We start from the raw sequence: 11,959 nt of genomic DNA, 5'->3' as shown, positions 1-11,959 counted from the left end.
ACTCGGTGACCGCACCGTGGAAGGTGCGCAGCGGCTTGATCACCGGCGGTTTGAAGCCCTTCGGTGTCGGCGGTGGCGGCAGCGGGTACAGGCTGAAATGCGCGCCCTGGTTGAGCAGGTCGGTGGCGGCCAGGTCGCGCTCGGTGCAGGTGAACTCGATGCGGTAATGGTAGGGACGACTCAGGTGCTCTTCGCCGACGAAGGCCAGGACGTCGAGGCGGGCTTTGAGGTTGTAGACGCTGAGGGTGTGGCGGCTGTGGTCGAAGAAGGTTGGGCGCTGGTCAGGCATGCTGATCACTCCAACGGTGTCCCATCGCTTGTTTCAGCGAGGGGGACAAAACCTTGTCAGCGTTGTTTTGATTGAAATCGACTTTGCGTTTTTCAGAACGGTTGGCAGGCATGACTTCCCTTGGTGCCTGCGTCTTTGCGCAGGGATTGGTTTTTCAAGGGTGGTCAGCGTGAATCAGCTCAAAGGATGGTTCCATCTTTTCGCATCGGGTTCGGCGACGTTTGGGACGCTTCCTATAGGGGAAGGGCGCAATTTCTTAGGAAACGACCCACATGGAGTTAATTTGCCTACAGAAATAAGCGGGGGAGGGAACGGGGTATTGGGTCGTGAGGGTATTTTGCTTGGGGTAGAACTCGGCATCAAAACGCCCTGCACACTCTGCACACAAGCATTTGTGCAGGATTGTGCAGGGCGTTTTGCGTGATCCTGGGTTAATTTAGCCTCCTAACGATGCGACCATCGCTTCCTAAAGGCCCGATGCAGACGCCTGCGTGCGCCGGCATAAGAGAGTCCGATCAGCCTGAGTCAGTCTGCGACAACCGAACCGTCAACCCGGCGGCAGATTGCTCGACCCCATAACTCGATCACTATGCGGGCGTGCCCATGATTACCCTGAAACTCAATGGAAAAGACCATCAACTGGATGTGACAGAGGACATGCCGCTGCTGTGGGCTATCCGGGATGTGGCCGGTTACAACGGCACCAAATTCGGCTGCGGCATGGGCCTGTGCGGCGCCTGCACCATCCACATCGACGGCGCCCCGGCGCGCAGTTGCATCACGCCCATCGGCTCGGTGAAAGGGCAGGACATCAGCACCATCGATGCGCTGCACACTGACCCGGTCGGGCAGATCGTCCAGCAGGCCTGGCTCGAGACCGCCGTGGCCCAGTGCGGTTACTGCCAGGGCGGGCAGATCATGTCCGCCACCGCTTTGCTCAAGACCAACCCCAACCCGAGCGATGAGCAGATCGAAGAAGCCATGGTCGGCAACATCTGCCGCTGCGGTACGTACAACCGGATCAAGACCGCGATCCGCCAAGCCTCCACTCACCTGACGGAGGTCAAGGCATGAGCCGCTTGCCCGATGATTTCGTGCTGAGCAACCTCAGCCGCCGTGGTTTCCTCAGGGGCGCGAGCGCCACCGGTGTGCTGGTGCTGGCGGCCACGTGGGGCCTGCCCGATGCCTTTGCCGAGGAAAAGAAATTCGGCGCCGAGGGCATGCCCCATGGCGCGGTCGACGACCCGAAGGTGTACGTCAGCATTGCCGCCGATGGCAGCGTGACCGTGATCTGCAACCGTTCGGAAATGGGCCAGGGTGTGCGCACCAGCCTGAGCATGGTCGTGGCCGATGAGCTGGAGGCCGACTGGGCGCGTGTGAAGGTGCAACAGGCGCCGGCCGATGAGGCGCGCTTCGGCAACCAGGACACCGACGGCTCGCGCAGCATGCGTCATTGGTACGAGCCGATGCGCCGATGCGGTGCCGCTGCGCGGACCCTGCTGGAACTGGCCGCCGCTGCGCAGTGGAAGGTGCCGGTGAGTGAATGCCGTGCGCAACTGCACAAAGTGCTGCACCAGCCTTCGGGGCGTGAACTGGGCTATGGCGAGTTGGCCGCTGCTGCCAGTACCTTGCCGGTGCCGGGGCGTGACAGCTTGCGCCTCAAGTCGCCTTCGGAGTTCCGCTACATCGGCAAGGAGGCGAGCCGGGCCATCGATGGCGCAGACATCGTCAACGGTCGTGCCGTGTTTGGTGCCGATGTGCATTTCGACGGCATGCTCTATGCGGTCATCGCGCGTCCCCCGGTCTATGGTGGCAAGGTCAAGAGCGTGGACAGCAGCGCGGCGCTGAAAGTACCGGGCGTGGTCAAGGTGGTGCAGATCGAAGGGCGCCCGCTGCCCTCGGAATTCCAGCCGTTGGGCGGCGTGGCGGTGGTGGCGAAGAACACCTGGGCGGCGATCAAGGGCCGCGAAGCGTTGAAAATCCAATGGGACGATGGCACGAATGCCGGTTATGACTCCATTGCCTATCGCAAGGAGCTGGAAGCGGCGGCCCTCAAGCCCGGAAAAGTCGTGCGCAGCAGCGGCGACCTCGACGATGCGCTGGCCAAGGCCGACTCGACCCTGGAAGCGGCGTATTACTTGCCGCACCTGTCCCAATCACCGATGGAACCGATGGTTGCCGTCGCCCGGTTCAAGGACGGCCAATGCGAGGCCTGGGCACCGAGCCAGGCCCCGCAGGTGACCCGTGAACGTGTCGCTGAACGCCTGGGCATTCCTTTCGAGAAGGTCACGGTGAACATCACGTTGCTGGGCGGCGGTTTCGGACGCAAGTCCAAACCCGACTTTGTCGTCGAAGCGGCCGTGCTCGCCAAGGAGTTTCCAGGCCAGCCGATACGGGTGCAATGGACCCGTGAAGACGACATCCATCATTCGTATTTCCACACCGTGTCGGCCGAATACCTCAAGGCCGGCCTGAACCAGGACGGTATGCCGTCCGGCTGGTTGCACCGCACCGTAGCGCCGAGCATCACCGCACTGTTTGCGCCGGGCATGACCCATGAGGCGCCGTTCGAAATAGGCATGGGCGTGACCAACATGGCCTACGCCATCCCCAATCTGCGCCTGGAGAATCCCGAAGCGGTGGCCCATGCCCGGGTGGGGTGGTATCGCTCGGTGTCGAACATCCCCCATGGTTTCGCGATCCAGAGTTTCATCGATGAACTGGCCCACAAGGCCGGCCAGGATCCGCTGAAGTACCAAGTCAAATTGCTCGGGCCGGACCGTAAGATCGATCCGCGTACCTTGAGCGAAGAGTGGAACTATGGCGAATCCCCCGAGCGTTATCCGATTGATACGGCACGGATCCGCACCGTGCTGGAAACCGCTGCGAAGGCCGCCGGTTGGGGGCGGGAGCTGCCCAAGGGCCGTGGCCTGGGGTTGGCGGTGCACTACAGCTTCGTCACTTACGTGGCGGCGGTGATCGAGGTGGAGGTCAAGGACGACGGCACGGTGATCGTGCACAAGGCGGACATCGCCGTGGATTGCGGTCCGCAGATCAATCCCGAACGCATCCGTTCCCAGTTCGAAGGCGCCTGTGTCATGGGCCTGGGCAATGCCATGGTCGGTGAAATCAGCTTCAAGGACGGCAAGGTGCAGCAGGACAATTTCCATATGTACGAAGTGGCGCGCATGTCCCTGGCGCCCAAGGAAGTGGCGGTGCATCTGGTCACGCCGCCAGGCGAGGTGCCGTTGGGCGGTGTTGGCGAGCCGGGTGTGCCGCCGATTGCGCCGGCGCTGTGCAACGCGATTTTCGCCGCCACCGGTAAGCGTATTCGTAGCCTGCCCGTGCGCTATCAGCTGCAGGGCTGGCAGCAGGCGAAGGCCTGATGGACAGCGTTGATCTGAACGTCCTGCGCAGCGTGCTTGAGTGGCGCCGCGCCGGGCAGCGGGTGGTGCTGTTCACTGTGGTCCAGACCTGGGGCACCGCGCCAAGGCCGCCGGGGGCGATGCTGGCCCTGCGCGAAGATGGCGTGGTGATTGGTTCGGTGTCGGGAGGTTGTGTCGAGGATGACCTGATCGCTCGGCTGCACGACGGTCGCATTCCGGCGGACGGTCCGTCGGTGCAACTGATCACCTATGGCGTCACCCGCGAAGAGGCGGCGCGCTTCGGCCTGCCGTGCGGCGGCACCCTGCGTCTGACCGAAGAGCGGGTGGGCGACCCACACTGGGTCGCGCAATTGCTGGAACGCTGCGAGGCCCATGAGATTGTTGCTCGTGAGCTGACAGTCGCCAGCGGCAACGTGGTCCTGACCCCGGCCAGCAAGACCGACGCCCTGGTGTTCGATGGGCAGGTCCTGCGGGCCATATACGGTCCGCGTTGGCGGCTGCTGCTGATCGGCGCCGGGCAACTGTCGCGCTACGTGGCGCAAATGGCTCGGTTGCTGGACTTCGAAGTGCTGATTTGCGATCCGCGCAAGGAGTTTGTCTATGGTTGGGAAGAGCAGCATGGCCGCTTCGTCTCGGGGATGCCCGACGAAGCGGTGTTGAGCATCCAGACCGATGAGCGCACCGCGATTGTGGCCTTGACCCATGACCCACGTCTGGATGACATGGCGCTGCTTACGGCCCTGGACTCCAAGGCTTTTTATGTCGGTGCCCTGGGGTCGCGGGTCAACAGCCAGAAGCGCCGGGACAACCTGGTTCAGCTAGGCTTGTCAGCAGAGGCTATTGAACGCTTGCATGGACCGATCGGCTTGCACATCGGCAGCCACACCCCGGCGGAAATCGCCTTGTCGCTGCTGGCCGAAATCGTGGCCATCAAGAATGGCGTTGAACTGCGGTAGAAAAAGCCGCTGTAAGGCGTGGGCAAGGAGGGTGTATGAGCGAGTCGATTGGCGTGATCATTCTGGCGGCCGGATCGGGCAGCCGTTTCCGCCGTATTGCAGGGCCGGACAAGGATAAACTGCTGGCTGATTGCACCGGGCGTGACGGTGCTGTGCGGTCGGTGATCGAACAGGTGCTGGTGAATCTGCCAACCGCCCTGGAAAAGCGTGTGCTGGTGACGAGCAAGGACCGGCCGCAAGCCGTTCGCATGGCCCAGGCCTACGGCTGCGATTTCGTGGAACTGGACTCGCCCGGTTTGGGCGACAGCATCGCCGCTGGCGTCGATGCCTGCCCGGATCTTGATGGCTGGTTGATAGTGCTGGGCGACATGCCCTTCATCCTGCCGTCGAGCATCGAGCAGGTGGTGGCGGGGATCCGCGCGAACGGCATCAGCGTGCCGGTGCTTGCAGGAGAGTACGGGCATCCGGTGGGGTTCGGTCGTGGGTTTGGGCCGAAACTGATGGCATTGACCGGGGATCGGGGAGGCAAGGCATTGTTTGTCGGAGCGCACGTGGTCGAAGTGTCGGTGGATGACCCAGGCGTGACGTGGGATGTCGATGTGCCAGAGGCACTGGTCTTCAAATAGAAGGTGGCGCAGAACTTTGTGGGAGCTGGCATTCAACACTGATGCAAGCTGGCCCGACGCCTTCGCGAGCAAGCCCGACATATAAGTCTGGTGCCCGATTCCAGACCCGCTGTGGATGAGTATGAAGGCATAAAAAAGCCCCGCCTGGCATGACCAGGCGGGGCTTTTTACTGGGCGGTGGAATCAGGCGTGAGGTTTAGGCTCGTGCTCTTTTTCCAGGGCTTCAGTGTGACGCGGCGCGACTTCTTCAGCGGTGTGCTGAGGTTCGTCGAATGCCGGAGCCGATTCAGCCGGGGTCTCAGCGACCGGGGCAGGGGCTGCCTCGACGACTTCTTCCACGACGGGAGCGGGCTCGGCAGCAGGCGCTTGAGCGGCAGCTTGTTCGGCTTCCTTCTGCAGACGCTCGGTTTCGCGCTTGCGACGACGCACTTCACGCGGATCGTTCGGCGCGCGGCCGTTCGCGGTCAGGGCGCTGGCAGGTGCAGGCGCTTCAACCGAAGCAGGTGCTTCGACAACCACGGGTACTTCGACCACTGGAGCAGGCTCGACCACTTCTGGCTCGACCGTTGCCACTGGCTCTGGTGTCGGCTCAGGCTCGACAACAGGTGCTGGCGCGGCTGGCTCGGCGGTCCAGTTGAATGCAGTCTGCTCCTCGCGAGCAGGCTCAGCTGCCTTTTCCTCGGTCGATGCTTCGAAGGCCGGCTCAGCGGCTACCACTGGCTGCTCGACGGTCGGTGCAGGCTCGGCGACGACTTCAGTTTCAGCTGCCTGGGCTTCATGGGTCGGGGCGACTTCCACTTCTGGCGAAGCAGTGGCTTCTACCGGGGTAGTGGCTTCGACCACCGGAGCTTCGGCAACCGGCGCGCTTTCCACCGTAGAGGTAGCGCGTTCGGCCTGTTCGTGAGCCTGGGCTTCGGCCGGGGCGCTGATTGCGCTGCTGGCAACGGCCGCAGTCACGGCCAGGCCGGCGGCGAGGTCGGCAGCGCTTGGCGCTTCGGCGTTCTCGGTGGACTCGGATTCTTCCGAACCTTCGATCACGTTGCCGTTGGCGTCGCGCTGACGCTCACGACGGTTGCTGCGACGACGCTGGCCACGGGAGCGGCGGCGTGGACGATCGCCTTCGGCGGTGTCCTGGCCGTCTTCCTGCAACTGCTCTTCGGCGTTCAGCACTTCTTCTTCGCTGGCAGCGGCGGCTGCCTGCTCGGCGCGTGGCTGGCGCTCTTCACGTGGCGGACGTGGTGCGCGTTCTTCACGAGGCGGGCGGGCCGGACGCTCTTCAGCGGTGGCGGCAGCAGCGGCCGGGGCGGCATCCAGTGGCTCGCGCAGTTCGCGAACACGTTCTTCACGCTCGCCACGTGGCTTGCGGTCTTCACGCGGTGCGCGCGGCTGGCGTTCTTCACGCGGCGGACGCGGTGCGCGTTCTTCGCGGGCTACGGCTGGCGCTTCCTCACGGGCTTCGCGTGGCTGGCGTTCTTCACGTGGCTCACGTGGCGCACGCTCTTCACGCGGTGCACGTTCTTCGCGAGGTTTGCGTTCTTCGTCGCGACGACCGTTGCGGTTGCGGGTCTGCTGGCGACCGTTACGGCGTTCTTCGTTGCGGGCCGGACGCTCGGTTGCGGCAGGCTTGGCGACGGCGGCTGGGGCCTCGGGTTCTTCCTTGGTGGCGAACAGGCTGACCAGCGACTTCACCAGACCTTTGAACAGGCTTGGTTCTGGTGCAGCGGCCGGGGCGGCAACCGGAGCGGCCACTTCGGTCGGAACCGGAGCATTGGCGCGGGCCGGAGCGGTCTTGACCGCTGCTTCCTGGCGAACCAGGGTGCGAGTGGCGGCGGCGGGCTGGACTTCTTCCACTTCGGCAGCGGCAGCAGCGATTTCGTAGCTGGACTGGTTGGTGTGGGCTTCCGGGCTGTCATCGCGCAGGCGCTGCACTTCGAAGTGCGGTGTCTCGAGGTGATCGTTCGGCAGGATGACGATACGGGCGCGGGTGCGCAGTTCGATCTTGGTGATCGAGTTGCGTTTTTCGTTGAGCAGGAATGCGGCCACCGGGATCGGCACCTGGGCGCGAACTTCGGCGGTGCGGTCTTTCAGGGCTTCTTCTTCGATCAGGCGCAGGATCGCCAGGGACAGCGACTCGACGTCACGGATGATGCCAGTGCCGTTGCAACGCGGGCAAACGATGCCGCTGCTTTCGCCCAGGGACGGACGCAGGCGCTGACGGGACATTTCCAGCAGGCCGAAGCGCGAGATGCGACCGACCTGTACGCGGGCGCGGTCGGCTTCCAGGCATTCACGGACCTTTTCTTCCACGGCGCGCTGGTTCTTGGCCGGCGTCATGTCGATGAAGTCGATGACGATCAGGCCGCCAATGTCGCGCAGGCGCAACTGACGGGCAATTTCCTCGGCCGCTTCCAGGTTGGTCTGCAAGGCGGTTTCTTCGATGTCGCTGCCTTTGGTGGCGCGGGCCGAGTTGATGTCGATGGACACCAGGGCTTCGGTCGGGTCGATGACGATGGAGCCGCCGGACGGCAGTTCGACGACGCGCTGGAAGGCGGTCTCGATCTGGCTTTCGATCTGGAAACGGTTGAACAGCGGAACGCTGTCTTCGTAGAGTTTGATCTTGCTGGCGTACTGCGGCATCACCTGGCGAATGAAGGTCAGGGCTTCGTCCTGGGCTTCGACGCTGTCGATCAGCACTTCGCCGATGTCCTGGCGCAGGTAATCGCGGATGGCGCGGATGATCACGTTGCTTTCCTGGTAGATCAGGAACGGCGCGGAGCGATCCAGCGAGGCTTCTTTGATGGCGGTCCACAGTTGCAGCAGGTAGTCGAGGTCCCACTGCATTTCTTCGCTGCTGCGGCCCAGGCCGGCAGTGCGCACGATCAGGCCCATGTCAGCCGGGGCAACCAGGCCGTTCAGGGCTTCACGCAGTTCGTTGCGCTCTTCGCCTTCGATGCGGCGGGAAATGCCACCGGCGCGCGGATTGTTCGGCATCAGGACCAGGTAACGGCCGGCCAGGCTGATGAAGGTGGTCAGGGCGGCGCCCTTGTTGCCACGTTCTTCTTTTTCGACCTGAACGATGACTTCCTGGCCTTCGCTCAGGACGTCCTTGATGTTGACGCGGCCTTCAGGGGCCTTCTTGAAGTATTCGCGGGAGATTTCTTTGAGGGGCAGGAAGCCGTGGCGCTCGGAGCCGAAATCGACAAAGGCAGCCTCAAGGCTTGGTTCGATGCGAGTAATCCGGCCTTTATAGATGTTGGCCTTCTTCTGCTCGCGTGCACCGGATTCGATATCCAGGTCGTAGAGGCGCTGGCCGTCTACCAGTGCAACACGCAACTCTTCGGGTTGAGTTGCGTTAATCAGCATTCTTTTCATGTAGTACCGTCGGTTTCCGGGCTGCCGGAAACGGCGTTCGGCACACACGACTTCTCACGGTCGGTGTCAGGTGCGTCCTGGAGATGGCAAGGCCACTCCAGTGTCCAGCGAGTTCGACCCAATGATGGCGAAGTCGCGACGGACGCGTCCTGCTTGCTGGTACTCAAGCACTCAGTCAGGAGGAGGAATCAACCGGCGCCTGTGGACGAGATGAAGCGTCTATATATAAGCCTAGTGCTACACAGTCCGACGGTTGTACATCTCCACCCTACACGTATCCCTGATAATTCGGGTGCTGCCGCGCGCAGAATCCGCAGCGGGTTGGCATTTACCGTGAGCTCCGGAAGGGGAGGTCACGCATCATGGCTAATTTAGGCGTTGTTTCCGAAGTATTCGCTCGGGGTCGTCCGCAGCTGACTGCACTTTGTGAACTGGCCGTGAATGTGGCGCGCAAGGCGAGTCAAAACTCTGCTTTGCGGCGTATTTCAGGCCTCATGTCACCTGCGCTCGTTACACCTGAAAACTCTACCGTTCGTAGCGAAAGCCCCGTAGGACGGCCTCTCGTCCTCGTGAATTGCGTTGGTCAGGGCCGGTTTTTGACCGTTAGTCCACTGTCCAGCCACTTTTGGCGGCGTTCGCGACTATAGCAGCAATGATTAAGTGCTTCAATTCCATAAAAAATTGTTATGATCGCCGCCATGACAACTACTGCCCCTTCGACCCCTGGCGTTCAACTGCTCGAGGTCTCGCCGGAATATGCCGGCCAACGAATCGATAATTTCCTGCTGGCCCGGCTCAAAGGCGTGCCCAAGACCTTGATCTACCGCATTGTGCGCAAAGGCGAAGTGCGGGTGAACAAAGGTCGGATCAAGCCCGAGTACAAGCTGCAGGCCGGTGATGTCGTGCGCGTGCCACCGGTTCGCGTGCCCGAGCGCGATGAGCCGGTGCCTCTGGCCCAGGGGCTGCTGCAGCGCCTTGAAGCGTCAATTGTCTATGAAGACAAGGCCTTGATCGTGATCAACAAGCCCGCGGGCATTGCAGTTCACGGTGGCAGCGGCCTGAATTTCGGTGTGATCGAAGCCTTTCGTCAATTGCGTCCGGACGCCAAGGAGCTGGAACTGGTCCATCGCCTCGATCGTGACACCTCCGGCCTGCTGATGATCGCCAAGAAACGCAGTATGTTGCGTCACCTGCATGAGCAGTTGCGCGGCGACGGCGTTGACAAACGCTACATGGCGTTGGTGCGTGGCCGCTGGGAAACCTCCATCAAGCAAGTCCGTGCGCCGTTGCTCAAGAGCAACCTGCGTTCCGGCGAGCGCATGGTCGAAGTCAACGAAGAGGGCAAGGAGGCGCTGACGGTATTCAAGGTGCTGCGTCGTTTCGATGATTTTGCAACGCTGGTCGAGGCCAAGCCGGTGACCGGGCGTACTCACCAGATCCGTGTCCACACCTTGCATGCCGGGCATTGCATTGCCGGTGACAGCAAATACGGCGATGATGATTTCACCAAGGAAATCCGCGACCTGGGCGGCAAACGTCTGTTTCTCCATGCTTACATGCTGACTGTGCCGCTGCCCGATGGTGGTGAGCTGAAATTGCAAGCCCCAGTGGATGACATGTGGGCCAAGACCGTGGAGCGGTTGAGTGCATCCTGATTACAAGCTGCTGATCTTCGATTGGGACGGCACTCTTGCCAATTCCATTGGTCGGATCGTGGAGTCGATGCATGTCGCGTCGGATCGCTCGGGTTTTGCCCGGTGCGATGATTTTGCGGTGAAGGGCATTATCGGCCTGGGGTTACCGGAAGCGATTCGCAGTTTGTACCCGGAGATTGACGATGATGAGTTGGTGAGTTTTCGCCAGCATTATGCTGATCACTACATTGCGCTAGAGGCCGAACCTTCTCCGTTGTTCGAGGGCGTGGTTCATACCCTTGAAACCTTGAAGGGCGAGGGTTATCGCTTGGCGGTCGCGACCGGCAAGGCTCGCCGCGGGTTGGATCGGGTATTGAGGGCCCATGGTTGGGACGATTACTTCGACATTACCTGCGCCGCCGATGAGACGGCCAGCAAGCCGCATCCGCTGATGCTTGAGCAGATACTGGCTCATTGTGAGATGCGGCCTGCGCAGGCATTGATGGTGGGGGATTCCTCGTTCGATTTGCAGATGGCGCGCAATGCCGGCATGGGGTCGGTGGCTGTGAGCTATGGTGCGCAGTCTATCGAGGCGCTCAAGGCGTTCGAGCCGCGACTGGCGATTGATCATTTTCCTGAATTGCACGCCTGGCTGAGCCAGCGCGCCGATTAAAGTCTGTTGAGGATGCATGTATGACCGATGAATGGAAGGCACCGGCCAAAGCGAGCGCTGACAGCGGTGACGATAAAAGCTGGAAACTGCTGGAAAAGACCCTGCTGGCCGGGGTAGAGGAGCAGCGTCGTGCGCGCCGCTGGGGGATCTTCTTCAAGTGCCTGGTCTTTATCTATCTGTTTTTCGGCTTGGCGATGATCTTCCAGGCGCTTGATGGTAAGAAGGGGCCAGGAGGTGGTGAGGCTTATACGGCGGTTATCGACGTCGAGGGCATGATTGCCGACAAGGAAGCGGCCAGCGCCGACAACATCATCGGCAGTCTGCGGGCCGCATTCGAAGATTCGAAGGTCAAGGGCGTGGTGCTGCGCATCAACAGTCCGGGTGGCAGCCCGGTGCAGGCCGGCTATGTCTATGACGAAATCGTCCGCTTGCGTGCGGCGCATCCGGATATCAAGGTCTATGCGGTGATTTCCGATCTCGGCGCCTCCGGTGCCTATTACATTGCCAGTGCGGCGGACCAGATCTACGCCGACAAGGCCAGCCTGGTGGGGTCCATTGGCGTGACGGCGGCCGGTTATGGCTTCGTTGAGACGTTGGGCAAGCTTGGGGTGGAGCGGCGGGTCTATACCGCGGGTGAGCACAAATCCTTCCTTGATCCGTTCCAGCCGCAAAAGCCCGAGGAGACGGTGTTCTGGCAGGGCGTGCTCGACACTACCCATAAGCAGTTCATCGCCAGCGTCAAGAAAGGGCGGGGCGAGCGGCTGAAAGACAAGGAGCATCCGGAGCTGTTCTCCGGGTTGGTCTGGTCGGGCGAGCAGGCGTTGCCACTGGGCTTGATCGATGGCCTGGGTAGCGCCAGTTCGGTGGCTCGGGACGTGATTGGCGAGAAGGAGTTGGTGGACTTCACCATTGAAGAGTCGCCGATCGATCGTTTCTCGAAAAAACTGGGCGCCAGCATCGCCGAGCATCTGGCGATGTGGATGGGGTTCCAGGGGCCGACGTTGCGCTGATTGTCTTGAGGCC

At 61.9% G+C, this 11,959-nt stretch carries 9 protein-coding genes and 1 pseudogene; 8 read left to right on the top strand and 2 right to left on the bottom strand.

Features of this window, described 5'->3' with window-relative positions; all coding sequences use genetic code 11:
- A pseudogene (locus AACY31_RS22850) lies at positions 1-289 on the bottom strand (type VI secretion system tip protein VgrG); the annotation flags it as partial.
- On the opposite strand from AACY31_RS22850, the gene AACY31_RS22845 reads away from it, so the two are divergent.
- The 5 genes from AACY31_RS22845 to AACY31_RS22825 all read left to right on the top strand — a co-directional run bounded on the left by AACY31_RS22845 (position 288) and on the right by AACY31_RS22825 (position 5,257).
- Positions 288-713: a hypothetical protein gene (locus tag AACY31_RS22845; RefSeq protein WP_339505113.1), complete on the top strand. Its 426-nt coding sequence runs from the start codon at positions 288-290 to the stop codon at positions 711-713. The pseudogene AACY31_RS22850 and the gene AACY31_RS22845 overlap by 2 nt on opposite strands.
- Positions 714-892: 179 nt before the next feature.
- Entirely contained in the window at positions 893-1,363 is a 471-nt protein-coding gene (locus AACY31_RS22840; RefSeq protein WP_339482175.1) for a (2Fe-2S)-binding protein, read from the top strand.
- Complete coding sequence (locus AACY31_RS22835; protein WP_339505112.1) at positions 1,360-3,675, top strand: xanthine dehydrogenase family protein molybdopterin-binding subunit; 2,316 nt, start codon at positions 1,360-1,362, stop codon at positions 3,673-3,675. The genes AACY31_RS22840 and AACY31_RS22835 overlap by 4 nt, the downstream gene beginning before the upstream one ends.
- The gene (locus AACY31_RS22830; protein WP_339505110.1) at positions 3,675-4,631 is read left to right on the top strand and encodes an XdhC family protein; all 957 of its coding nucleotides are present in this window, start codon (positions 3,675-3,677) and stop codon (positions 4,629-4,631) included. The genes AACY31_RS22835 and AACY31_RS22830 overlap by 1 nt, the downstream gene beginning before the upstream one ends.
- Positions 4,632-4,666: 35 nt before the next feature.
- Positions 4,667-5,257, top strand: a complete 591-nt coding sequence (locus AACY31_RS22825) for a nucleotidyltransferase family protein (RefSeq protein ID WP_339505108.1) — start codon at positions 4,667-4,669, stop codon at positions 5,255-5,257.
- 183 nt (positions 5,258-5,440) lie between these two features.
- On the opposite strand, the gene rne is transcribed toward AACY31_RS22825, so the two are convergent.
- Complete coding sequence (rne, locus tag AACY31_RS22820; protein WP_339492188.1) at positions 5,441-8,629, bottom strand: ribonuclease E; 3,189 nt, start codon at positions 8,627-8,629, stop codon at positions 5,441-5,443.
- Positions 8,630-9,327: 698 nt separating this feature from the next.
- Between rne and rluC the strand changes: the two genes are divergently transcribed.
- The 3 genes from rluC to AACY31_RS22805 are packed head-to-tail and all read left to right on the top strand — an operon-like array spanning position 9,328 to position 11,946.
- Positions 9,328-10,284: a 23S rRNA pseudouridine(955/2504/2580) synthase RluC gene (rluC, locus tag AACY31_RS22815; protein WP_339482184.1), complete on the top strand. Its 957-nt coding sequence runs from the start codon at positions 9,328-9,330 to the stop codon at positions 10,282-10,284.
- On the top strand, positions 10,274-10,936 hold the full coding sequence (locus AACY31_RS22810; RefSeq protein WP_339482185.1) for an HAD-IIIA family hydrolase: 663 nt from the start codon (positions 10,274-10,276) through the stop codon (positions 10,934-10,936). The genes rluC and AACY31_RS22810 overlap by 11 nt, the downstream gene beginning before the upstream one ends.
- Before the next feature lie 20 nt (positions 10,937-10,956).
- Positions 10,957-11,946, top strand: a complete 990-nt coding sequence (locus tag AACY31_RS22805; protein WP_339505107.1) for a S49 family peptidase — start codon at positions 10,957-10,959, stop codon at positions 11,944-11,946.
- The last annotated feature ends 13 nt before the right edge of the window (positions 11,947-11,959 follow it).

Source organism: Pseudomonas sp. RL_105y_Pfl2_101, from assembly GCF_963970585.1.
Taxonomy (GTDB): Bacteria; Pseudomonadota; Gammaproteobacteria; order Pseudomonadales; family Pseudomonadaceae; genus Aquipseudomonas.
The sequence above is the reverse complement of the archived record's forward strand: the minus strand, read 5'-3'. Positions and strand labels throughout refer to the sequence as shown.

Coding starts and splice junctions, on each gene's coding strand:
- AACY31_RS22845 (WP_339505113.1), top strand. CDS start 288: ATGCTGATCACTCCAACGGTGTCCCATCGCTTGTTTCAGCGAGGGGGA.
- AACY31_RS22840 (WP_339482175.1), top strand. CDS start 893: ATGATTACCCTGAAACTCAATGGAAAAGACCATCAACTGGATGTGACA.
- AACY31_RS22835 (WP_339505112.1), top strand. CDS start 1,360: ATGAGCCGCTTGCCCGATGATTTCGTGCTGAGCAACCTCAGCCGCCGT.
- AACY31_RS22830 (WP_339505110.1), top strand. CDS start 3,675: ATGGACAGCGTTGATCTGAACGTCCTGCGCAGCGTGCTTGAGTGGCGC.
- AACY31_RS22825 (WP_339505108.1), top strand. CDS start 4,667: ATGAGCGAGTCGATTGGCGTGATCATTCTGGCGGCCGGATCGGGCAGC.
- rne (WP_339492188.1), bottom strand. CDS start 8,629: ATGAAAAGAATGCTGATTAACGCAACTCAACCCGAAGAGTTGCGTGTT.
- rluC (WP_339482184.1), top strand. CDS start 9,328: ATGACAACTACTGCCCCTTCGACCCCTGGCGTTCAACTGCTCGAGGTC.
- AACY31_RS22805 (WP_339505107.1), top strand. CDS start 10,957: ATGACCGATGAATGGAAGGCACCGGCCAAAGCGAGCGCTGACAGCGGT.